Source organism: Rheinheimera sp. MM224 (assembly GCF_947090785.1).
Lineage (GTDB): Bacteria > Pseudomonadota > Gammaproteobacteria > Enterobacterales > Alteromonadaceae > Pararheinheimera.
The window spans coordinates 470,755-492,267 of sequence record NZ_OX352320.1; the positions used below are offsets into that span (position 1 = coordinate 470,755).

Consider the following 21,513-nt stretch of genomic DNA (forward strand, 5'->3'; position numbering starts at 1 on the left):
ACTAATTACTGACGGCCTGAGTGACCAAATCCACCTTCGCCTCTGTCTGAAGCGTCAAAATCTGAAACTATGTTAAATTCTGCCTGTACCACCGGCATAAACACCAGCTGAGCGATACGATCGCCCGGGTTGATAGTGAAGTGTTCCTGCGAACGGTTCCACATAGACACCATCAGCTGGCCCTGATAATCCGAGTCGATTAAACCTACTAAGTTACCCAGCACTATGCCGTGTTTATGACCTAAACCAGAGCGTGGCAGTATAGTGGCGCATAAATTTGCGTCACCAATATGAATAGCCAAACCTGTTGGGATCAGCGTGGTTTGGCCCGGAGCCAGTTGTACTTCTGCATCCAGACAAGCCCGTAAATCTAAACCAGCGCTGCCCGGTGTGGCGTAAGCCGGTAACGGGAATTCAGTGCCGATACGTGGGTCGAGAATTTTTAAATCAATGGCTTTTTTCATGCAGATAACGCTCGTTAATCAATAAAAGAAGTTGGTGTGCCAGCTCTGTTTTGGGTTGTAAACCAAACTGCTGTTCGCCGTCTGCCCAAAATACACTGAGAGCATTGTGTTCGCTGTTAAAGCCCTGGTTCGATAGAGATACGTCGTTGGCGCAAATCAAGTCCAGTTTTTTCTTCGCCAGTTTCTGGCGGGCATAATTGGCGACATCCTGAGTTTCAGCGGCAAAACCTACAGTAAAAGGACGTTGTGACTTTAATGCGGCCACAGCGGCAATAATGTCCGGGTTTTTCACTAGCGTCAGGCTTGTGCTGTCGTCGCTGGTTTTTTTCAGCTTCTGCTCTGCAACCTGAGCCACTTTATAATCTGCTACAGCGGCGCAGCCAATAAAGATGCTTGCGCTGATCGCCTGCTCTAATGCGACCTGATACATCTCGTCGGCTGTGACCACGTCAATACGTTTTACCTGATCAGGAGTTTTTAGCTGAACTGGTCCTGCAATTAAAGTCACGTCCGCACCTAAGCGTGCAGCGGCGTCAGCTAAAGCAAAACCCATTTTGCCTGAGCTGTGGTTGGAGATATAACGCACAGGATCTATCGGCTCGCGGGTAGGGCCAGCAGTAATCACCAACGATACGCCAGTTAAAGGCTGAACTCGCGGCGCAAAATGCTCAAGTACTAAATCCACCAGCTGCAAAGGTTCTAACATCCTGCCCATGCCGACATCACCACAAGCCTGTTCGCCTGCTGCCGGGCCCCAGATGTAAAAATTACGTGACTTTAGTGTGTCTATATTGTGTTTGGTGGCTATATTTTTATACATCTGCTGATTCATTGCAGGAGCAACAGCCACTGGGGCATCAGTTGCCAGCACACAAGTGCTCAACAAGTCGTTGGCCAGACCATGAGCTAAGCGGGCAATTAAATCAGCCGAAGCTGGCGCTATCAATAATAAATCGGCCCATTTAGCCAGCTCAATATGGCCCATAGCGGCTTCAGCAGCTGGGTCGAGCAAGCTGTTGGCCACCGGATGACCGGATAAGGCCTGCAAAGTTAAAGGCGTAATAAATTCGCGCGCTGCGTCGGTTTGAATCACCCGTACTTCAGCGCCGCGTTCTTTCAGACGGCGAATTAAGTCGGCACTTTTGTAAGCGGCAATACCGCCGCTAATGCCTAATAAAATGCGTTTTCCTGCCAGTAATAGTGCCATGTCTGTCGCAGCAAAAAGGGGTTAAGTTGGCGTTAAGATAACACGGAAAGATGAAGGAAAACAAAAACTCAAGGAGGCGAAGATGAGTATCAAAAGCTGGCCTGAAGGTGAAAGGCCAAGAGAAAAACTGCTGGCGCATGGCGCAGAACATTTATCGGACGGCGAATTGCTGGCTATTTTTTTACGTACTGGTGTGGCCGGTATGGATGCGGTGGAATTGTCCCGCACTTTATTGCATCAGTTTGGTGGGCTTCGGCCTTTATTAGCAGCCAGTCAGGCAGACTTTTGCAAAGGCCATGGTTTAGGTCAGGCAAAATATGTGCAATTACAGGCGGTTATGGAGCTAAGTAGGCGCTATCTGGTGCAAAGCATGCAGCGGGATACTGTCTTTACTGAACCTGCTTTGGTGAAGCGTTATCTGCAACAAAGTTTAGCTTCGCAAAAACGTGAAGTTTTTATGTTGTTGTATTTAGACAGCCAACACCGACTAATTTGCGCCGAGCCGTTATTTTTCGGCACTATTGATGCATCTCCTGTGTATCCGCGTATTGTAGTTCAGAGTGCTTTAGCGCATAATGCCGCCGCCGTTATTTTGGCTCACAATCATCCATCCGGAGTTGCAGAGCCGAGCCGTGCCGATCGGGTTATAACGGAACGCCTGACTCAAGCCATGTCTCTTGTCGACATTAAGTTGCTGGATCATTTTGTGGTAGGTGATGCAGAGGTTATTTCCTTTGCCGAACGCGGCTGGCTATAAAGGTCTGAAGTTTGGATGTGCAAACGATCGCCTGAACCGTACAGATTTGCTTGAATTTGATCAGGCTTTCGTGTATAAATTGCGCCCTTTCAGAAATCCGGGGCATTCTTCTTGGCCAGAAGGATGAACGAAGCTCGAGCTGAAGTAATTTTGGAGAAACATTGACATGTCTAGAGTGTGCCAAATCACTGGTAAGGGTCCGATGGTAGGTAACCGTCGTTCACACGCCAACAACGCAACTAAGCGCCGTTTCCTGCCTAACCTGCAAACTCACCGTTTCTGGGTTGAAAGCGAAAACCGTTTTGTGACTTTACGTATCTCCACTCGTGGTATGCGTATTATCGACAAAAATGGCATCGATACTGTTTTAGCCGATCTGCGTGCTAAAGGTCAGAAGGTTTAAGGAATTAAATTATGCGCGATAAAATTCGTTTAGTTTCTTCTGCTGGTACTGGCTTCTTCTATACAACTACGAAGAACAAACGCACCATGCCGGAAAAAATGGAAATCAAAAAGTTCGATCCTAAAGTGCGTAAGCACGTGATTTTCAAAGAAGCGAAAATCAAGTAATTGAACTTAAAAAACCCGACGCAAGTCGGGTTTTTTGTTTTTACATCTGTATAAAACGTCTCGAGAACTATTAAGTAAAATGGTTCACAAAATAGCAGGACAGCTATTTTGCAAAGCGTAAGCTGCCGAAGGCGAACATCATGGACGATGTGAGTGAAAATCGTTCCTTACGATTTTGTTATATCTACAGTAAATTCTTTCCTGTTACGTTTTTCTGGTTGTTCCGCCTGTCTCTGGTTTACACTGCTGTTTTTCTTCTGTCTCGGTTTTTATCTTTATGATCCGTTTAAGTCAAAAAGGCTGGAATAACTTCATGATTTACACAGTGGTGATTTTAGTCGCCCTGTTTGTAGGTTTACCTGAATACTTAAAACAAGCGCGTAACGAGCCTCAGCCACAACTGATTTCTGCAAGCCAGACTTTATTGGCTCTGCATTTTCCGCAGCATCAGATTGAGCGGGCAGGGCCAAACTGGCGTTCACAGCCTGCGGCGCTGACGGAAGAGCAGTTGGCGGTTTTGTTGCAACACTGGCAACAGGCTGCTTTGCCGGAAAAGTCGCCTCTTGATCCTATTAACCCAGTGCTTGTGACTGAAGTATCTGTCTGGCTGACTGGCAAACCTGCGCAGCAGCAATGGCAGTTGTATCAGGCGGGTGAGTATTATTGGTTAAAAGCTGTTGAAGCTGATTTATGGTACCGCTTGCCATCTGGCCAGGCAGATTTATTATTTCCAGCCGTTTTACGTTGAGGGTGTTATGCCAGAATTACCAGAAGTTGAAGTTTCCCGTTTAGGTATTAGCCCGCATTTGCAGCAGCAACGTATCGAAAAAGTGATAGTACGGCAACGCCAGCTGCGCTGGTTAATTCCGGATGAAGTACTGCAGATTAACCAGCAACCAGTGCTTGATGTGACACGACGGGCTAAATACCTGCTGATCCATTTGCCAGACGGCGAATTGATTATTCACCTTGGCATGTCTGGCCATCTGAAAGTAGTACCTGCAGTGACGCCTGCGGGGAAACATGACCATGTAGATATTCATTTGAGTAATGGCTTAATGCTGCGTTTAAACGATACCAGACGCTTCGGTGCTGTACTGTGGCAGCCGAAAGACACTATGCATACCCTAATGGCGAACTTAGGGCCAGAGCCTTTGCTGGGGGATTTCCATGCCGCTATGTTGCTGGCCGCTTGTCAAAAACGCAGCAGCGCCATCAAACTGGTGTTGATGGACAATCATGTGGTGGTTGGGGTAGGGAATATCTATGCCAATGAAGCATTGTTTCAGGCTGGTATTCATCCAAAAATGCCGGCCAATCAACTCAGCGCAGAAAAAGCTGAACTGCTGGTGCAAGTGGTGAAACAAATTTTGGCGAAGGCTATTACTCAAGGTGGCACTACGTTAAAAGACTTCAGCCAAACCGATGGCAAGCCGGGCTATTTTGCCCAGCAACTCCTGGTCTATGGCCGTGGCGGCGAGGAGTGTTTCAGCTGTCAGACTGAATTAAAAGAAATACGTTTAGGTCAGCGCAGCACCGTCTATTGTCCGGCTTGTCAGGGCGAACACTAGAAACTCTGTTTGGCCAGTACACGCCATTCAACGCCAGATAAATCGTCATCGCCACCATAAGCTTTGGTCAGGTCGATATGGATCATGGTGCCGCGGCTGCTGTGGCTCGATAGCAAACGTATGCCGGCACCTATGCCATATAAGGTCTGATCGCCCGAACTGCCTGGTAAATCCGGGTTGTCACCCCAGGTGCGGCCCATGTCGGCAAAGGTGGCGTAACCTACATCAAAAATCTGCGCTATAGATAAGTTGCTGTAATAGCGGTATTCCATTGTGGCCAGCGCCAGACGTTCACCTGTTTGATAATACAAAGGGAAAGCCCGCAGGCCAGTGTCACCGCCTAAACTCAACCGCTCATCACGAAACAAATCATTGCCATATTGGTAGGTCAACTGACCAACCAAACTATGCTGCGGGTCAAACTTATGGATCCACAGCATATGGCTTTTTAATAAGGTTTGGCTGAGTTCTGCCTGTTCCAGCTGACTGGCTGAGGCTGAGGTCAGCAAATAGTTATCTGCTGTTAATTCTGTGGCTTTATAGGCCGACGCTGTGACTTGCCAGCCTTTGTCGTCAGCGCCCAGCATCGGTGCAAGATAAGCCAGTTTTACATCAGCCTGCCAGCCTAAGTTGATGTCTTCTACCCGGTTAAATTGGTAGATATTAAACATCTGCCTGTAATCTGACTGCAAGTACTGCCAGGCCAGCCAAAACTGTGACAAATCCCGTTTTACCGGTGTACCAAACAAGGTGTCCGGTGTTTCTTCAAACTGTACTTCGTTGTGGGTAGCGCCAACAAAAACACGTTGTACCCAGTTATCAGCAGCAGATACTTTCAAGCCACCCTGAATATCAAAAAACCTTTTTTGTTTCTGAAATTCGTTGGCTTCGTCACCCAGCAGGTATTCGTTAATATCCTCGCTGTCCTGATCCAAAGTCAGGGCAAAAGACCAGGGGGCATTCAGGCGATAAAAAGGTTTTTCGACCGCAATTAAATAAGATTCACCATCGGATTTGTCAGCGTAGCGGGTATTTAAGCCCCAGTGACTGCCAAACATATTAGGAGAACTGAAATTCAGCAGGTAGCTGGTGCGTTCGCTATCGTGTTCATAATCGAGGTTGATTTGGTTACCCGATCCGAACAGGTTGTCTTCGGCTAAACCAAAAGTGGAACGACTTTCCCCGCCTTCACGACTGGCTGATATTTTAGGTAAAAGCGACCAGTTATCCCAACTGGTGATGGTCACTATCACTTGTTGATCCGGGCATTGTTCAGTGACCCGTACTTCGACTTTACGCAAATAACCCCGTGTTCTTAGCAAACGTTCAGTTTCTGCCAGACTGGCAGCATCCAGCGCATTGCCTGCTTTAAATAACACATCTTCCCGTAATGTGGCTTCAGTGGTGATCATATGAGTGCGGTTGGCGAAGCGGTGGAACCAGTAGGTATTGGGCTGTTCTAAATCAAATACATCGTTGCGGACAAAACGTACTTCTTTAATAGTTTGTCCCTGATAGGCACTAAAATCAGCTTTATTTTCCACCGAAGAACACAACTCTGAGGCCTGAGTTGTGTTACTTAGACTAAGCAATAATACTGCTACAGCTGCTGTTAGCGGCTTCAGTAAACTAAGGCTGTACATCTTCGGCATTCTCAACACTACAACATCCATTCTTGTTGATTGGTTTTTATCATGACACAATTTTCCGCAGAAGGCAGGAAAAAGGCTCAGATCATCTTTCAGGCCTTGTCCGTCACCCCTTGGATTTTTTGCTGTTGCTCATGGCGCAATAAAGCCAAAGTACTCTGGCTCAGGCTTAGCTCCCGCTGTGGAAACGGCAGGTCAATGCCTTGTTGGTCAAAGGCCAGCTTAATTTCTTCCAGTAACGAGGTGCGCAGTTCTCTGTAGTTTTCTTTTCTGGTCCAGACAGAAAACTGCAAATCCAGTGACGACTCGGCAAAACTTAAAAACTGAAATACAGGAACTGGTTCATCCAGACTTAGCGGATTTTGTTCAGCAACTTGCAGCAATACTTGCCGGACCTGACTGATATTTTCTTTATAGGCTACGCCAATTTTTAGATCCAATCTACGGATAGGAAAGCGGGTTAAGTTGGTGACTTCGGTTTTTATCAGGCTTTCGTTGGGAATACGTACAAAAAGGTTATCAAAGGTACGCAATTTAATGGAAAGCAGATCGATGGACAGAATTTCGCCTGTGGTGTTTCCGACCTGAATGGTATCGCCAATCTGAAAAGGCCGCTCGCCTATTAAAAACAAACCGCTGATCAGGTTCGACACTGAGGTTTGAGACGCAAAGCCGATAGCGACAGACAGCACCCCGGCAGCGCCGAGTAATACGCCTAAGTTAAAGCCTAACTGTTTTAAACCGCTGGCAATAAACAAGGCCAACACCAGCCAGTACACCAGGCGACGACTTAAGCTGGCATGATGAGGGCTAAAACGTTTTAAGCATACCTTGTAGATAGCACGTGATAATAAACTGGCGGCTAAAAAGCCGACAATAAACAACAGGCCGGCTTGCAGCAAAGAGAAAAACTTATCGGAATCTAAGTAGTTAATCACCAGGTCAATCATAAAGAACCTCTGCTTGCTGCATGAGCAAATAAATCACTGAAGGCGCGGAACAGACCATGTTTTTCCATATACAAACGTGGCTTGGCTAAACGCTCTGCACCATCTGAGCCTGCAGGCATTTTTTTACTGATTTGCAGTCGACTCAGTTCCGCGTCGTCCTGATGATCCAGCAGCACCTGATCTGTCCACAAACTGCCATCAGCCAGGCCATACAAAGATAAGTAAGGCACAGGCAAACTGAGTTTTTCAATACTCATCATCTGGCTGGAGTTATTTTTTACTGTGACAGGGGTAACGGCTTTATGCACCCGTCTGGGCAGTTCTTCTTTGCTGTGTCTGGCCTGAGTCTTATCTGCATAACAGAGTTCGCCTACCTGGGTATTGGGACCAAACCAGGTGTCGGATAAGCGCTGGCTTTGCACTTCCTGCAGCATTAAATCAGGCTGTTGTAATTCAACACGTATACTGACAGGACTACTGATGTAAAAGGTGACTTGTTCACCTGGCGGCACATAAACAGGCTGATGCGTTTTAACCACCACAGGCCGATCGGCCAGCACAGGCTTCAGGCAAAACTGCAGCGGCTCGTTTTCAAATACAAAACGGCTGGCCAGGCGATGTTGTGGCCATTGCGGCAGCAATTGAGATTCCAGCTCCTGATGTTCTGCTTGCGTCAGCAGTTCTGTCGCAAAACGCCATTCTCCTGCTTTACGTTGTAAAAAGATCAGCAAAGGCCCCAACTGAATTTTGCAGCATTGTTCATTTAACAGCGTTTGAGGTTGCCACCAAAGCGCCTTATTTTCGGCAAACATATTCTGTCCTTGTGACGTTCGGGTGCAGCCTGAGTAAAATCCTGCACTTCTGCCGCTATTAAGTTGAGGTTAAGTGGTTACAGGAGTAAAATGATGCTCGTTTTTCGCTGTGTCAGCAATAAGTTAAGCTGATATTCCTGCCCATTTGTATAGGAGAGTTCCGTTTTTATGGACGTACCCAGTCATAGGCCTGGCCTGACATACAACTTAACCCTGTAGTTTTGCTGTAGACCGCTGGTTTGTCTGAACCTTGCGACTACGGCCCGTAGTTCGAGGTGAAAACATGGAACCCTTAGTTCTGATCCATACATTACGTGCTGCTCTGGAGAGCGGTGATTTCTCTGTATTACATATTCGTTTGGCTGATACTCACGCAGCCGATTTAGCTGGCGCTTTGGTTGAATTTTCCACTGAACATCAGTGGCAACTATTAAGATGTTTCCCATTAAGCACACAAGCCGAAGTATTTAGCTATTTACCTGAAGATCAGCAGGTTGAACTGGCGCATAACGTCAGTCGTCAGGATTTTACTCCTGTGATTCGTCAAATGTCGTCTGATGAACGGGCCGATTTATTCAATAAATTGTCTGACGCGCAAAAACAAGCTTTGTTACCCGCTTTAGCCCAGGCCGAGCGTGACGATGTATTAAGCTTGTCGGCTTATTCAGAAGGCACGGCCGGCGCCATTATGAGTTCGGATTACGCCATGTTGTCGCCGGACTTAACCGCTACTCAAGCTATTGAAGTGTTGAGAAACGAAGCGCCTGATAAAGAAACCATTTACCTGTCTTATGTGGTGGATCAGGAGCGTATTTTGATTGGCGCTTTGTCGTTACGTGAGCTGATTCTGGCGCCAGCTTATGCGCTGGTCGATGACGTGATGAAACACGATCCTATTCATGTTCATGTTGATACAGCACAGGAAGAAGTGGCGTCATTGGTTGCTAAGTACGACTTAATTGCTATTCCTGTGGTCAATGCGCAAGGGCAGTTAGTCGGTATTGTCACACACGATGACGCGATGGACGTAGCAGCTGCCGAAGCTACTGAAGATTTTCACAAAACTGCCACTATCGGCAAGCTGGAAGGCAGTGTCAGAGATGCCAAAATCAGTCTGTTATATCGCAAACGTGTGGTGTGGCTGGTGGTGCTGGTATTTGGCAATATTTTCTCAGGCGCTGGTTTAGCTGCTTTTGAGCACATTATTTCTGAACATATAGCCTTGTTATTTTTCCTGCCATTATTGATTGCCAGCAGCGGTAATGCCGGTGCTCAGGCTGGTACTTTGATGGTGCGGGCTTTAGCCACTGGCGATATCAAATTACGCCACTGGGGCAAGATGCTCGGTAAAGAAGTGCTGGTGGCCGGTTTATTAGGGATCACTATGGCTGTTGCTGTGTATGCGCTGGGGTACTGGCGTGGTGGGCTGGATATAGCGCTGGTGGTCGCTGCCACTATGATGATAGTGGTATTGGTTGGCAGTTTAGTGGGCTTATCTTTACCCTTTTTACTCAGCCGTTTTGGTATGGACCCGGCAACCGCCAGTGGACCTCTGATCACCTCTATCGCCGATGTGGCTGGCGTCGTGATTTATTTCTCTATTGCCAGCTGGTATTTACCTGCTTTGGTTTAATTCGTAAGCCAGATCTGCATTAAGTTGCAGATCTGGCAATTGCCTGTCTGAAAAAAAGCCGTTACACTCCGCCGCGAACCAAGGGGTGCTTTTAGCTGAGACGCCGTCAAACGCGAACCCTTCGAACCTGATCCGGATCATACCGGCGGAGGGATGGTACTTCTGTATTCCTTTTGCTTTGGTGATCCTACTTTTCGATATGGAGTAGAATCATATGTCTCGAGTTTCTTGTTTATCCCTGGCCATCCTGGCCGCCTTATCCACAACTGTTGGTGCTGAAGAAAATCCTGCGTCCGAACAGGCTGTAGAGCGTATTCTGGTGCAAGGCGATTTCCGGCAGCAGCAGTTACAAAAACTGCCTGGCAGTATTCTGGTGTTGAGTCAGCAGGATATCAGCCGTCAGAACGCCCAGCATTTAGATGACTTGTTGCAACAAGCCGCCAACGTGAACTTTTCAGCTGGCGCGTCCCGTGGCCGTTTTTTACAAATTCGTGGTATAGGCGAGCGCAGTGAGTTTGTCGACAACATCAATCCATCGGTTGGTGTGCTGATTGATGGCATTGATTATTCAGCTTTAGGGGTCAGCTCTTTGGCTGATGTGCAGCAAGTGGAGATATTCCGCGGCCCTGAAGCCACCCGCTTTGGCGCCAATGCGATGGCTGGTATGCTGAATTTGACTTCTAATGCTCCCAGCTTTGAAGGCGAAGGCCAGTTAAGTACCACTGTGGCCAACTACGATAGCTACCAACTAAGCGGTGCTTACAGCAATGCGATCAACCAGCAGTGGGCTTATCGTGTAGCTGCTGATCACCAGAGTTCAGACGGTTTTATCGATAACAGCTTTTTAAATCGTGACGATACCAACAATATCGACGAAACCTCAGCCCGTGCTGCCTTGCGTTATCTGGCGACAGCCGATCTGACGCTGGACTTTATTGGTCATTACCGCGATATCAATAATGGTTACGATGTGTTTTCTTTAGATCGCAACCGCACAACCTTATCGGATAAACCAGGGCAAGATGAACAGCAAAGCCGTGCTTTAGCTATTAAAGCCGATTACCAGGGCTTAAGTTGGGCTAATGTCTACACGCAACTCAGTGGCCTGACTGCCGATACCGACTATGGCTTTGATGAAGACTGGAGTTATGAAGGTATTCACCCTGATGGCTACGCGACTACAGACAGATATTTACGGCAGCGTGATCAGTGGAGTCTGGAGCAACGCTTTTTAGGCAAAGATCAGGCGAATTGGGTTGCCGGCTGGTATGCCAGTGGTCAGCAAACTGATTTAGAACGTCAATTCTGGAACTGGGATTTATGGCAGGCTGCGCAGTTTTTCAGTGATTTTAAACGTCAAAACCTGGCGTTATTTGGAGAGTGGACCAGCGATTTAGGTGATGGCTGGAGTTTAACCTCTGGCGCCCGCGCTGAACGTTATGACGACGAATATAGTGACAGCAATGGCATTGCTCAGCAAAACGACGAACTGATGTGGGGCGGCAAACTGAGTTTAAGTTTAGCGGTGACGGATTCAGCCAGCTTGTATCTGTTGGGTTCACGAGGTTACAAAGCAGGTGGCGTTAATGGTGAAGCCCTTGGCAAAGCGCAGGGCAGTGGTCTGGATGAGCTGGCAGATTATTTAAACAGCAAAGCCAATTTTTCGCCTGAAACTTTATGGAATGCCGAGTTTGGTGTCAAAGCCAGTTCTGCTGATCAGAAGATCGTCAGTCGTGTGGCTTTATTTGCCATGTGGCGTGATGAGATGCAGGTCAATAGTTGGGTCACCCGTGACCAGTCCTTTATTGGTTTTATTGATAACGCAGCATCTGGCCGTAATCAGGGCCTGGAAGTGGAAAGTCGGGTTCAACTGACGGATAGTTGGACTTTGTTTGCCAATGCGGCCTGGCTTGATAGTGAAATCCGTGGTTTTGTCACGGAAGAGGGCGTAGATAAGACGGGCCGCGATCAGGCTCATGCGCCAAAGTATCAATACAGTATTAACAGTGAGTGGTTACTGACCTCTGATTTGAGTTTTAATCTGGGCGTTCAGAGCAAAGCAGCGTTTTATTACTCCGACAGTCACGATTCCCGTTCAGAGCAAATGCACTTAGTGAATTTACGCCTGCAGTATCAGTGGGATGATCTGCAACTGGCGCTCTGGAGCCGCAATGCGCTGGATGAAGACTTCGGTGTACGGGGCTTTTACTTTGGTAATGACCCGCGTGACGGCTACGAGCCTCATACCTATGAACAATTGGGTGAACCACGCCGTATAGGTGTGACCGCCAGCTACCAGTTTTAAGCATGATTTAAGGAATAGTGATGAAATTATCTATTGAAATCAGTAAGTACCCACTCACCAGTGATTACATTGAGCCTATCAAAGGTTTTATTGAACTGTTAAATACTAACCCTAACGTGCTGGTGATCACCAATACGCTGAGTACGCAAGTCTTTGGTGATTACGACGAAGTGATGGCGTTGTTGCAGCAAGGCATTCGCTGGTCTTTTGAAACCTATGGCAAAGTGGTGTTTGTGGTGAAGTTTCTACACGGTGATTTGCGACCATGACGGAATCCTGGTGGCAGCTGTTTAGCGGCTGGCAAACCTTGACTCAGCTGGAACTGGCTGCGACTTTGTCAGCGCTGGCTTATGTGTTGCTGGCGATGCGGCAAAGTTTATGGTGCTGGCCAGCTGCTTTGCTCAGCACTCTGTTATATACCCATATTATGTGGCATTCAGCACTGTTATCCGATGCGTTGCTGCAGCTGTATTATGCCGGTATGGCGTTGTATGGCTGGTACAGCTGGCGTCAGCAGAAACAGCAATTACCAGCAGGGCAGTCCGGTATGACCGAGTGGTCAGCCAGTACTCATCTGAACTTAATTGGTGGCACAGCTATAGCTGGGCTGATATTAGGTTATCTGATGGACCAGTACACTCATGCTGATTTTGCCTACATAGATGCACAAACCACGGCCTTTAGTGTGATGACCACTTATCTGGTCGCTCGCAAAGTGGTGTCGAACTGGTTGTACTGGGTGGTGATCGATGCCATCTGTATTTATGTTTATATACAAAAACATCTGTATTTTACGACGGCACTTTTTGTACTCTATACCATTATTGCCCTGATCGGATTTTTTGTATGGCGCAGCAGCTATCAGCAACAACAGCAGACCCATCCCGTGTGATCTGGCATTTATGCCAGCAGCTGGAGTTTTTTGCTGATCACAAGCCTGTGCTGCTCAAGCAACTGACACAAGGCAAAAGAACCAGCTCCTATCAGGTGCAAACCGACAGAGGGCATTACGTGTTACGGCATTATGGTCCGTCCGTATTAGGAGTGTGCCGACAACAGGAGTTACGTTGTCAGCATGCTGCAGCCGCTGCTGGACTGGCGCCAGCGCCTTTGTGTCTGAACAATCATCAGCGGATGCTGATCACTGAATTTTTACCTGAGGCTTTGCCACCTTCGGCTGCCTACATTCGAAAGAACCTTCCGGCATTAGCCCAAAAACTGGCGACTTTACATCAGTTGCCTGTGCAAACTGCTGTGCTTGACCCTTGGCTTTACTTACAACAATTGAAAAAGCAGCTGGAACCTCACTGGACTGCTGAAGCGGAAAAAATCTGGTCACCTTTAATAACTGCAGCTCGTGATCTGCAGTATTTTCAGGCTGATATTGGTTTGTGTCATATGGATTTGCATGCGCAGAATATGTTGCTGTGGCAGCAAAAGTTATGGCTGATTGATTTTGAATACTGCCAGTTAGCGGACGTGGTCTTTGATTTAGTAGCGTTGATAGTACAGTTTGATTTATCGGACACAGAACAACAGCAACTGCTTGATAGTTACAGAGCTTCCAGGGGCGCATCCTGCAGTGTGCAGTTAATGGAAAAAGTAGCTTTGGCTAAAGTGGTGTATTCAGGTTTTTGTTGGTTATGGTACTGGCAGGAAGAATTAGAAAATCAGGATCCCAGATACAAACAAGCCGCAGCAGACTGTTACCAGCTTTTACTGCGGCTTGTTCAGAGCTAGAAGGTTAAAGCCCGCCTAATCGCTCGGCCAGAATCTTGTAGCGTTTTACATCTTCCTCATCAAACACAGGTTTGCCTTGTTCATCCTTACCATTGGCCACCAGCAGATTTTCGCGAGCCAAGCGCTCGACGCGGATCTCCTGAATGCCTAAAAAGGCGGCGACTTGTGCAACGTTGAGTATTGCCATAATGAGTTCCTGCAGTAATTACTTCAATTAAGTTAAGCTGATATTTTTGTTTTTGTGAATAAAGTTCAAACAAGCACAGATGTTTTACTCACTTTTTTGCAGAGTGACAACTCAGTAGGCTGTGAATTTTGTGTTTTTTTGTTTTTTTCTTGGCTTTATGCCGGTTACATCCTGTTTTCATCAGCAAAAACTGGTTTTTAGCAAAATGAAGTGATGACTCTGGTGCTGGTCTTTTATTTATTCCTCTTGTCTCATCGACGCTGTAATCTGTCTGGACAAAAACAGGTGTGCTAGGTATAACAAACTGAACTACCTGATAATTTCTGTGCTAATTGTCATCACCTTTACACAGAATTGAACTATGGTAAATAACAAAACATAAATCCAACACGCAACAATTCGAATTTGGGTAAACACTATGAAACCATCAGGCATGGCTTTGGCCTTGTACAATAACTTTCTCGGGCAGGCGCCAAACTGGTACAAACTAAGTATCATCGCTTTTCTTTTTATTAACCCCATTTTGTTTTTGCAAAACCCCTATATAGCGGGTTGGGCTTTAGTAGTTGAGTTTATTTTCACTCTGGCGATGGCATTAAAATGTTATCCATTACAGCCTGGTGGCTTGTTGGTGTTGCAGGCCATAGTGATGGGCATGACCAGTACCACTAAGGTGATGCACGAAATTGAAGTGAATATCGAAGTGATTTTGCTGCTGGTCTTTATGGTGGCAGGTATTCACTTTGTTAAAGACTTGCTGTTGTTTGTCTTTACCAAGTTGTTGATCCGCGTGCGTTCAAAAACCAATTTATCTTTAGCTTTTGTCTGTATGGCCGCGTTTTTATCTGCCTTTTTAGATGCATTAACAGTAGTCGCTGTGATTATTGCTGTAGGCATAGGCTTTTATGCGATTTACCACAAAATATCCTCTGGCAAAAAATTCCCTGATCCACACAACCATAATGAAGATTGTGACGTTGCCGAATTATCCCGTGCGGATTTAGATGCGTTTCGTGGCTTTTTACGTAACCTGCTGATGCATGCTGGTGTCGGCACGGCCTTAGGTGGCGTGTCCACTATGGTCGGTGAGCCACAAAATCTGATTATTGCTGAAGCTGTTGGTTGGGGGTTTAGCGAGTTTGCCTTACGTATGGCTGCGGTCAGTATACCTGTGCTGATTGCTGGATTATTAACGACTATAGTACTGGAAAAATTCCGTTTATTCGATTTTGGCGTACGTTTACCTGTAGCAGTGCAGGATGTATTGATTGCTTATGATAATTATCAGACCGAACGTATGACGGCATCTGATGTCAGTAAATTATGGGTTCAGAGTATTATCGCTATTTTGCTGGTTATTTGTTTAAGTCTGCATTTGGCTTCAGTTGGCTTAATAGGTCTAATGGTGATTATTCTTGCGACCACTTTTTGTGGCGTGACTGAAGAGCATGCGATAGGTAAAGCCTTTCAGGAAGCCTTACCTTTTACCTCTTTACTGGTGGTGTTTTTTGCCGTAGTGGCCGTAATAATCGACCAGCATTTATTTAAACCTGTGATTGATTTTGTTTTGACCTTTGATGGTCAGAAACAAATGGCAGTGCTGTTTATGGCCAATGGCTTGTTATCCATGGTCAGTGATAATGTGTTTGTCGGTACCGTCTATATCAATGAAGTGAAATCTGCCTGGGAAGCAGGCACCATCAGTCGTGAACAGTTTGAAATGCTGGCTATTGCGATTAATGCCGGCACCAACCTGCCAAGTGTGGCCACGCCTAATGGACAAGCAGCATTTTTATTCCTGCTGACCAGTGCTCTGGCTCCGTTAATCCGCTTGTCCTATATGAAAATGGTCTGGATGGCAGTGCCTTACACTATAGTGTTGGCGATAGTGGGTTTACTTAGCACCACCTTTTTGCTGCCTGAAGTGACACATTGGCTTTATGCCGCAGGCTGGATCCATCACTATGATGCCGCAGCGGCTGCCGCAGCAGTAGCGACAGGGCACTAAGTTGTTATGGATCAGAGGGCTATTCCTCTGATCCTTTGTTTTTCCCTCTTCAGCTTGTCATCCACCAGAACGTCTGGACAGCCTTGGTTCGGAAAGGTATAAAGTACAGCATGTAAACTTTTCAGGGTATTTCACCCTCTGTCTGGCGCAAAAAAGTTGATTGCTTGCCACACCGCTTAGGTCGTTTTCTTTGTCGATGAAAATGAACGCCATTAAGCCTGCAAAGAGGACGCAAGACCATGATTGAACTTCTGTTTTTAGTCTTATTCCCCTTACTCGGTTCCTTAGTGCCAGTGCTGACGATGCGCTGGTCCCGTAGCTATAGCTCCTTAGCCACAGCGATATTGCCTGCTGCTGCATTCGCTCTTGTGTTGCACCTTGCGCCTGCCGTGTTTGCCGGTGAAACCTTATTTTATAAATTACCCTGGGTCGAAGCTTTGGGCTTGTCCTTAAGTTTCCGTTTGGATGGGTTATCACTGCTGTTTGTATTTTTGATCCTGGGCATTGGTTTGCTGGTGATCTTATACGCCCGTTATTATCTGGCGGCTAAAGATTCGATGGCACGTTTCTACGGCTTTTTAATGCTGTTTATGACGGCCATGCTTGGCATAGTGTTGTCGAATAATCTGATACAGCTGTGGGTATTTTGGGAGCTAACCAGTATCAGCTCCTTCTTATTGATTAGTTTTTGGTGGCACAGAGCGGATGCGAGGGTAGGGGCCCGTATGGCGTTAACCATCACAGGCTTTGGTGGTTTGGCTTTATTGGCCGGTATTTTATTGATTGGCCAGGTGCTGGGAAGTTTTGAGCTGGATGTAGTGTTATCTCAAGCTGCTATGTTGCAGCAGCACAGCTTGTATCCGGTAATTTTAATTCTGGTGCTGTTAGGTGCATTTACTAAATCGGCCCAGTTCCCGTTTCATTTCTGGTTACCTAATGCGATGTCGGCGCCGACCCCAGTCAGTGCTTATTTGCATTCAGCCACTATGGTTAAAGCCGGTATTTTTTTGCTGGCGCGGATGTATCCGTTATTAGCTGGCTCAGATTTATGGTTTTTATTGGTCACTATTACCGGTATGACGACACTGTTGGTCGGAGCTTATCTCGCCTTGTTCCAGCACGATTTAAAAGGCCTGCTGGCCTATTCGACCATCAGTCATTTAGGCCTGATTACCTTGTTGCTTGGCTTAGACACAGACTTAGCAACAGTGGCGGCAATTTTCCATATTATCAATCACGCTATTTTTAAAGCTTCGTTGTTTATGGCCGCCGGTATTATCGACCATGAATCCGGTTCGCGGGATATGCGAAAACTGAACGGCCTCTGGCAATTTATGCCGGTAACAGCCACGCTCGCTATGGTGGCCTCTGCGTCTATGGCTGGTGTGCCTTTACTCAATGGCTTCCTGTCCAAAGAGATGTTTTTTGCCGAAACTTTGCATCAAGACGTATTGGGCGCTTTGTCCTGGTTGATCCCTGTATTAGCGACTTTGGCCGCCACTTTATCTGTGGCTTATTCAGCCCGCTTTATCCATGACGTATTTTTTAATGGCCAGCCGAAAGGCTTACCCCGCACTCCACATGAACCTCCTCGTTATATGCGGGTTCCGGTCGAAATCTTAGTGGCACTTTGTATTCTGGTGGGTTTAGCTCCGCAGTACATAGTGGGGGATTTATTGGCCGTTGCATCCAGTGCAGCGCTGGGTGGGCCTTTACCTGAATACAGTTTGTCGATTTGGCATGGCGTGAACCTGCCACTGCTGATGAGTGTGATGGCGATGACTTTAGGTATTTTGTTGTACTTGAATCGCAAACACTTATTTCGTTTCCAGGCCGAGTTGCCCGAGCTGAATCCTTTGCAACTCTTTGAGCAGAAGATAAAAGCTTTATTAACTGCAGCACAACAGTGGCACCAGAAGTTTGAGTCTTCTGAATTGCAACGCTATTTGTTGTGGATGTTCCTGATTGTTATAGTTCTGCTGATTTGGCCACTCCAGCAAATGGGCCAGTTTACGCGACATAACACTATGTTACCTATAGATGGACTGATGTTAACTGCTGTGCTGGTCACTATCATCGCCGCTTTTGCAACCGTCTTGTGTCAGCGTCAGCGTTTATTGGCCTTGGTGATGATTTCCGTCGTGGGTTTGGTTGTAACGCTGATTTTTGTGCGTTTTTCAGCACCGGATCTGGCGTTAACTCAATTGTCTGTTGAAGTGGTGACCATAGTACTGCTGATGTTGGCGCTGTTTTTCCTGCCGCATAAAATCAGCAGAGCATCCAATGCTGGCCGGCTTATTCGTGATGGTGCTATAGCCTCTGTCTGTGGTGTGGTGATTGGCAGTTTAAGTTACGCCATGATGCTGGAACCGCAGCAACGCATCTCCGACTTTTTCCTGGCTAATGCCAAAACGGGCGGCGGCGGTTATAACGTCGTCAATGTGATTCTGGTCGACTTCCGTGGTTTTGATACCTTGGGCGAAATTACCGTATTGGGTATTGCCGCTTTAGGCATCTTCAAGTTATTAACCCGTTTGCCTTTATTTAAACCCAGTTCAGATGCCGAAGGGCGGCAATGGGCGCTGGATAAACATCCTATGCTGCTGGCTGTGGTGTCACAGGCCTTATTGCCTTTGGCGCTGCTGGTATCGGTTTATATCTTTTTCCGTGGTCACAACTTACCAGGCGGTGGATTTGTGGCGGGTTTAATTACGGCTATCGCTATTATTTTGCAGTATGTGGCTCAAGGCGTGGATTGGGTAAAACAGCGACTCACTCTGGAGTACCACAGGCTGGTTGCCGCTGGTGTACTGATTTCCGCCCTGACAGGCGCCGCCAGCTGGCTATTTGAGCGACCTTTTTTAACCTCCTGGTTTGATTACTTCCAGTTACCGCTTTTAGGCGAAATTGAGCTGGCCAGCGCCATCGCTTTTGATTTAGGGGTTTATCTGACAGTAGTGGGGTCTACGCTGATGATTTTGGCCAATCTGGGCAAAATGACTACAGATCACAGACCTGTGCATGAGGGGCAAAACTAATGGAATTACTGCTTGCAATCATCATAGGGGTTTTAACCTGTAGCGCTGTGTTTTTGATTTTACGAGCCAGAACTTTTGCCGTGATGCTGGGGCTGACCATGTTGTCTTACGCCGTGAATTTATTCATTTTTGCCAGTGGTGGCTTAAAGATGGGGGCTGGTGCTGTGCTTAAAGCCACAGAGGAGTATGCCGACCCTTTGCCGCAGGCATTGGTATTAACTGCCATAGTCATTGGTTTTGCGATGACCGCCTTTTTGGTGGTGTTGTCCATCAGGGCCCGCGCCGACTTAGGTAATGATCATGTGGACGGTAAATTGCCGGTGGCGAAAAATACCCGGCAAGGGGCTTCGTCATGAACCACCTGATTATACTGCCCATTCTCTGGCCTTTGCTGGTGGCTTTGCTGACTATGCTGCCGCCTTTTGATCAGAACCTGTTACTGCGCCGTTGCTTAAGTGTCGGCGGTTCTGCGGTGTTGGTGCTGTTAAGTGTACTGTTGGTGATGCAAAGCACGGATGGCCCGGCCCAACTCTATCAACTGGGCAACTGGCCTGCGCCTTTTGGCATCAGCTTATTGCTGGATCAGGTCAGTAGTCTGATGTTGTGTCTGACCTCTGTTTTGGCGTTAGCTGCCAGTTTATATGCCAGCAGTGGTGAAGATGAAAACGGTCCTTTTTTCCACGCCTTATTACATTTCCAGTTGATGGGTATCAACGGCGCCTTTTTAACAGCCGACTTGTTTAACCTTTTTGTATTTTTTGAAGTGCTGTTGATTGCCTCTTATTCCCTGCTGATCCATGGCGGCGGTAAAGCCAAAACTAAAGCAGCTGTGCATTATGTGGTGTTAAATCTGGTTGGTTCAGCGTTGTTTTTGTTTGCGTTGGCGCTGATTTATGGCGCTACAGGCACCTTAAATATGCTGGATTTAGGCACCAAAGTGGCGACCTTGTCTGACACTCAACTTCAATTATTACAGGCTGCTGTCGCACTGCTGTTGGTGGTGTTTGGCTTAAAGGCAGCTGTAATGCCTTTGCATTTTTGGTTAGGCAATGCGTATTCTTCCGCCTCACCTGCTGTGGCGGCCTTGTTTGCCATTATGACTAAAGTGGGTATTTATAGCTTATTACGTGTTTTTGCTATGGTGCTGCAGGATGCAGGTTTTGTTGCCAGTTGGGTGTTCCCTGTGTTGTGGTGGACAGGCTTACTGACCATAGTGATGGGCGTGTTGGGAGTCTTGGCCAGTGAAGACTTACGCAAAATGGCCAGCTATCTGGTGATCGTATCTGTAGGAGCCTTGGTCGCTATTTTATCTTTAGGCACACCAGAGTCCGTACAGGCGTTGTTGTATTATCTGGTGCACTCAACACTGGCTACTGCTGCTTTGTTTTTACTCGCTGATTTGATTTCTAACCAGCGTGGCAAAGCGGGCGATCGGCTGGTGAACGGCCGCAAAATCGCTCAGCCTGTGTTACTTGGCACTGCTTTTATTGTCGTGGCGCTGAGTATTGTAGGCATGCCTCCTTTTTCTGGTTTTATCGGCAAGCTATTACTGCTGCAGGCTGTGCCGCAAGGTAGCGCCATGTTGTGGTACTGGTCCTTTTTATTAGGCAGCAGTGTGGTGTTGCTGATTGCCTTGAGCAGAGCGGGTAGCATTCTGTTCTGGCAGGTGTCTGGCTCAGATGTTGAAGCTCGTCTGGCTGGACGCCGCCGTACCAGCGCTTTACTGTTGCTGGTCGCAGCAAGCCCTTTGTTGAGTCTGTTTGCCGGACCATTAACGACCTGGTGTCAGGCCGCAGCTGTGCAGTTACAGCAAATTGCTAAGCTAAATCCGGGAGCCTTCTGATGTTATCTTTGAAGAACTGGTGGCCAACCCCTGTCCGTAGCCTGTTTTTGTTTCTGGTCTGGTTATTACTGAATAACAGTGTGGCTCTGATCCATCTGTTTTTTGGCCTGTTGTTGGCCTGGTTGATCCCTTTACTTATCCATAAATTCCGCCTGATCCAACCAGGTATCAAAAAGCCTGGTGCAGCTCTCACTTATGGCCTTATGGTGCTGTGGGATATAGTCGTTGCTAACCTGCAGGTTATCCGGCTGGTGCTTGGTCCTAACAAAAAACTGCGACCCGCTTTTGTGCTGGTGCCGCTGGATTTAACAGATAATCTGGCCATTACTATTCTGGCCAGCACAGTATCTTTAACACCGGGTACAGTCAGTGCTGATGTGCTACCGCTCAATGCTGAAGGTGCAGAGCAACGTTTTTTGCTACTGCATGTACTGGATTTAGCGGATGAAGCACAACTGATTGAGCAGGTGAAACAACGTTATGAAGCACCATTAAAGGAGATATTTTAATGCTGACTTTAATACTGCAAGGCTGTTTTGTAGTGGTGGGTGTGGCGCTGGTGCTGAATTTATATGCTGCTATTCGCGGACCTTCAGTGGTGGATCGTTTATTGGCACTGGACACTATGTATATCAATAGCATAGCGCTGCTGCTGTTGTACGGGATTTATCTTGGCACCAGTTTAAATTTTGAAGTGGCGTTACTGATCGCGATGCTGGGTTTTGTCAGTACAGTGGCTGTATGTAAGTTTTTGCTGCGCGGCGATATCATTGAATAGG

General features: G+C 47.1%; 22 protein-coding genes and 1 riboswitch. Of the genes, 16 read left to right on the forward strand and 6 right to left on the reverse strand.

Annotated features, from left to right (window positions below):
• Positions 1-5: 5 nt before the first annotated feature.
• Positions 6-464 (reverse strand): dUTP diphosphatase, encoded by a 459-nt coding sequence (gene dut / locus OM978_RS02265; RefSeq protein WP_264345224.1) that lies wholly within the window; start codon positions 462-464, stop codon positions 6-8.
• Complete coding sequence (coaBC, locus tag OM978_RS02270; protein ID WP_264345226.1) at positions 448-1,671, reverse strand: bifunctional phosphopantothenoylcysteine decarboxylase/phosphopantothenate--cysteine ligase CoaBC; 1,224 nt, start codon at positions 1,669-1,671, stop codon at positions 448-450. Before coaBC ends, dut begins: the two co-directional genes overlap by 17 nt.
• An 82-nt stretch (positions 1,672-1,753) precedes the next feature.
• On the opposite strand from coaBC, the gene radC reads away from it, so the two are divergent.
• From radC to mutM, 5 genes are all read left to right on the forward strand, one after another.
• Entirely contained in the window at positions 1,754-2,428 is a 675-nt protein-coding gene (gene radC / locus OM978_RS02275; RefSeq protein WP_127019791.1) for a RadC family protein, read from the forward strand.
• Between the two features lie 166 nt (positions 2,429-2,594).
• Positions 2,595-2,831: a 50S ribosomal protein L28 gene (rpmB, locus tag OM978_RS02280; RefSeq protein ID WP_008899984.1), complete on the forward strand. Its 237-nt coding sequence runs from the start codon at positions 2,595-2,597 to the stop codon at positions 2,829-2,831.
• A gap of 11 nt (positions 2,832-2,842) precedes the next feature.
• Entirely contained in the window at positions 2,843-2,998 is a 156-nt protein-coding gene (gene rpmG / locus OM978_RS02285) for a 50S ribosomal protein L33 (protein ID WP_008219722.1), read from the forward strand.
• A gap of 277 nt (positions 2,999-3,275) precedes the next feature.
• Complete coding sequence (locus OM978_RS02290; RefSeq protein WP_264345235.1) at positions 3,276-3,746, forward strand: hypothetical protein; 471 nt, start codon at positions 3,276-3,278, stop codon at positions 3,744-3,746.
• A 7-nt stretch (positions 3,747-3,753) separates the two neighbouring features.
• Positions 3,754-4,569, forward strand: coding sequence for a bifunctional DNA-formamidopyrimidine glycosylase/DNA-(apurinic or apyrimidinic site) lyase (mutM, locus tag OM978_RS02295; protein ID WP_264345237.1), 816 nt, complete (start codon positions 3,754-3,756; stop codon positions 4,567-4,569).
• On the opposite strand, the gene OM978_RS02300 is transcribed toward mutM, so the two are convergent.
• From OM978_RS02300 to OM978_RS02310, 3 genes are all read right to left on the reverse strand, one after another.
• Complete coding sequence (locus tag OM978_RS02300) at positions 4,566-6,212, reverse strand: BamA/TamA family outer membrane protein (protein WP_264345239.1); 1,647 nt, start codon at positions 6,210-6,212, stop codon at positions 4,566-4,568. The two genes, mutM and OM978_RS02300, sit on opposite strands and share 4 nt — an antisense overlap.
• Before the next feature lie 98 nt (positions 6,213-6,310).
• Positions 6,311-7,168, reverse strand: a complete 858-nt coding sequence (locus OM978_RS02305; protein ID WP_264345241.1) for a mechanosensitive ion channel family protein — start codon at positions 7,166-7,168, stop codon at positions 6,311-6,313.
• Positions 7,165-7,980 carry a DUF432 domain-containing protein gene (locus OM978_RS02310; RefSeq protein WP_264345243.1) on the reverse strand — a complete coding sequence of 272 codons (816 nt, stop codon included), beginning with the start codon at positions 7,978-7,980 and terminating at the stop codon, positions 7,165-7,167. Before OM978_RS02310 ends, OM978_RS02305 begins: the two co-directional genes overlap by 4 nt.
• 283 nt (positions 7,981-8,263) lie before the next feature.
• Here OM978_RS02310 and mgtE point away from each other — a divergent pair, with 283 nt between their 5' ends.
• The 5 genes from mgtE to OM978_RS02335 all read left to right on the forward strand — a co-directional run bounded on the left by mgtE (position 8,264) and on the right by OM978_RS02335 (position 13,658).
• The gene (mgtE, locus tag OM978_RS02315) at positions 8,264-9,613 is read left to right on the forward strand and encodes a magnesium transporter (RefSeq protein ID WP_264345245.1); all 1,350 of its coding nucleotides are present in this window, start codon (positions 8,264-8,266) and stop codon (positions 9,611-9,613) included.
• 71 nt (positions 9,614-9,684) lie between these two features.
• Positions 9,685-9,784: riboswitch (TPP riboswitch) on the forward strand.
• A gap of 43 nt (positions 9,785-9,827) precedes the next feature.
• A complete protein-coding gene (locus OM978_RS02320) occupies positions 9,828-11,918 on the forward strand; it encodes a TonB-dependent receptor (protein ID WP_264345247.1) in 2,091 nt (696 codons plus the stop codon).
• 20 nt (positions 11,919-11,938) lie between these two features.
• Positions 11,939-12,187 carry a YkoF family thiamine/hydroxymethylpyrimidine-binding protein gene (locus tag OM978_RS02325; protein ID WP_046520436.1) on the forward strand — a complete coding sequence of 83 codons (249 nt, stop codon included), beginning with the start codon at positions 11,939-11,941 and terminating at the stop codon, positions 12,185-12,187.
• Complete coding sequence (pnuC, locus tag OM978_RS02330) at positions 12,184-12,810, forward strand: nicotinamide riboside transporter PnuC (protein ID WP_264345250.1); 627 nt, start codon at positions 12,184-12,186, stop codon at positions 12,808-12,810. The genes OM978_RS02325 and pnuC overlap by 4 nt, the downstream gene beginning before the upstream one ends.
• A complete protein-coding gene (locus tag OM978_RS02335) occupies positions 12,765-13,658 on the forward strand; it encodes a phosphotransferase (RefSeq protein ID WP_264345251.1) in 894 nt (297 codons plus the stop codon). Before pnuC ends, OM978_RS02335 begins: the two co-directional genes overlap by 46 nt.
• Before the next feature lie 4 nt (positions 13,659-13,662).
• On the opposite strand, the gene OM978_RS02340 is transcribed toward OM978_RS02335, so the two are convergent.
• Positions 13,663-13,845, reverse strand: a complete 183-nt coding sequence (locus OM978_RS02340; RefSeq protein ID WP_233007487.1) for a helix-turn-helix domain-containing protein — start codon at positions 13,843-13,845, stop codon at positions 13,663-13,665.
• 418 nt (positions 13,846-14,263) lie between these two features.
• Here OM978_RS02340 and nhaB point away from each other — a divergent pair, with 418 nt between their 5' ends.
• The 6 genes from nhaB (at position 14,264) to OM978_RS02370 (ending at position 21,512) form a co-directional block, all read left to right on the forward strand.
• Positions 14,264-15,853, forward strand: coding sequence for a sodium/proton antiporter NhaB (gene nhaB / locus OM978_RS02345; protein ID WP_264345254.1), 1,590 nt, complete (start codon positions 14,264-14,266; stop codon positions 15,851-15,853).
• Positions 15,854-16,092: 239 nt separating this feature from the next.
• Entirely contained in the window at positions 16,093-18,891 is a 2,799-nt protein-coding gene (locus OM978_RS02350) for a monovalent cation/H+ antiporter subunit A (RefSeq protein ID WP_264345256.1), read from the forward strand.
• Complete coding sequence (locus OM978_RS02355) at positions 18,891-19,247, forward strand: Na+/H+ antiporter subunit C (RefSeq protein ID WP_264345258.1); 357 nt, start codon at positions 18,891-18,893, stop codon at positions 19,245-19,247. Before OM978_RS02350 ends, OM978_RS02355 begins: the two co-directional genes overlap by 1 nt.
• Positions 19,244-20,734 carry a monovalent cation/H+ antiporter subunit D gene (locus OM978_RS02360; protein WP_264345260.1) on the forward strand — a complete coding sequence of 497 codons (1,491 nt, stop codon included), beginning with the start codon at positions 19,244-19,246 and terminating at the stop codon, positions 20,732-20,734. The genes OM978_RS02355 and OM978_RS02360 overlap by 4 nt, the downstream gene beginning before the upstream one ends.
• On the forward strand, positions 20,734-21,243 hold the full coding sequence (locus tag OM978_RS02365; RefSeq protein ID WP_264345262.1) for a Na+/H+ antiporter subunit E: 510 nt from the start codon (positions 20,734-20,736) through the stop codon (positions 21,241-21,243). Before OM978_RS02360 ends, OM978_RS02365 begins: the two co-directional genes overlap by 1 nt.
• Positions 21,243-21,512 carry a K+/H+ antiporter subunit F gene (locus OM978_RS02370; RefSeq protein ID WP_233007492.1) on the forward strand — a complete coding sequence of 90 codons (270 nt, stop codon included), beginning with the start codon at positions 21,243-21,245 and terminating at the stop codon, positions 21,510-21,512. Before OM978_RS02365 ends, OM978_RS02370 begins: the two co-directional genes overlap by 1 nt.
• Position 21,513 lies beyond the last annotated feature (1 nt).

Excerpts from the sequence above, each read along its gene's own strand:
- OM978_RS02340 (WP_233007487.1), bottom strand. The coding sequence starts at position 13,845 with ATGGCAATACTCAACGTTGCACAAGTCGCCGCCTTTTTAGGCATTCAG.
- mgtE (WP_264345245.1), top strand. The coding sequence starts at position 8,264 with ATGGAACCCTTAGTTCTGATCCATACATTACGTGCTGCTCTGGAGAGC.
- dut (WP_264345224.1), bottom strand. The coding sequence starts at position 464 with ATGAAAAAAGCCATTGATTTAAAAATTCTCGACCCACGTATCGGCACT.
- radC (WP_127019791.1), top strand. The coding sequence starts at position 1,754 with ATGAGTATCAAAAGCTGGCCTGAAGGTGAAAGGCCAAGAGAAAAACTG.
- mutM (WP_264345237.1), top strand. The coding sequence starts at position 3,754 with ATGCCAGAATTACCAGAAGTTGAAGTTTCCCGTTTAGGTATTAGCCCG.
- OM978_RS02335 (WP_264345251.1), top strand. The coding sequence starts at position 12,765 with ATGGCGCAGCAGCTATCAGCAACAACAGCAGACCCATCCCGTGTGATC.
- OM978_RS02350 (WP_264345256.1), top strand. The coding sequence starts at position 16,093 with ATGATTGAACTTCTGTTTTTAGTCTTATTCCCCTTACTCGGTTCCTTA.
- OM978_RS02370 (WP_233007492.1), top strand. The coding sequence starts at position 21,243 with ATGCTGACTTTAATACTGCAAGGCTGTTTTGTAGTGGTGGGTGTGGCG.
- coaBC (WP_264345226.1), bottom strand. The coding sequence starts at position 1,671 with ATGGCACTATTACTGGCAGGAAAACGCATTTTATTAGGCATTAGCGGC.
- OM978_RS02325 (WP_046520436.1), top strand. The coding sequence starts at position 11,939 with ATGAAATTATCTATTGAAATCAGTAAGTACCCACTCACCAGTGATTAC.
- OM978_RS02320 (WP_264345247.1), top strand. The coding sequence starts at position 9,828 with ATGTCTCGAGTTTCTTGTTTATCCCTGGCCATCCTGGCCGCCTTATCC.
- OM978_RS02290 (WP_264345235.1), top strand. The coding sequence starts at position 3,276 with ATGATCCGTTTAAGTCAAAAAGGCTGGAATAACTTCATGATTTACACA.
- OM978_RS02355 (WP_264345258.1), top strand. The coding sequence starts at position 18,891 with ATGGAATTACTGCTTGCAATCATCATAGGGGTTTTAACCTGTAGCGCT.
- nhaB (WP_264345254.1), top strand. The coding sequence starts at position 14,264 with ATGAAACCATCAGGCATGGCTTTGGCCTTGTACAATAACTTTCTCGGG.
- OM978_RS02305 (WP_264345241.1), bottom strand. The coding sequence starts at position 7,168 with ATGATTGACCTGGTGATTAACTACTTAGATTCCGATAAGTTTTTCTCT.
- rpmG (WP_008219722.1), top strand. The coding sequence starts at position 2,843 with ATGCGCGATAAAATTCGTTTAGTTTCTTCTGCTGGTACTGGCTTCTTC.
- pnuC (WP_264345250.1), top strand. The coding sequence starts at position 12,184 with ATGACGGAATCCTGGTGGCAGCTGTTTAGCGGCTGGCAAACCTTGACT.
- rpmB (WP_008899984.1), top strand. The coding sequence starts at position 2,595 with ATGTCTAGAGTGTGCCAAATCACTGGTAAGGGTCCGATGGTAGGTAAC.
- OM978_RS02360 (WP_264345260.1), top strand. The coding sequence starts at position 19,244 with ATGAACCACCTGATTATACTGCCCATTCTCTGGCCTTTGCTGGTGGCT.
- OM978_RS02310 (WP_264345243.1), bottom strand. The coding sequence starts at position 7,980 with ATGTTTGCCGAAAATAAGGCGCTTTGGTGGCAACCTCAAACGCTGTTA.
- OM978_RS02300 (WP_264345239.1), bottom strand. The coding sequence starts at position 6,212 with ATGTACAGCCTTAGTTTACTGAAGCCGCTAACAGCAGCTGTAGCAGTA.
- OM978_RS02365 (WP_264345262.1), top strand. The coding sequence starts at position 20,734 with ATGTTATCTTTGAAGAACTGGTGGCCAACCCCTGTCCGTAGCCTGTTT.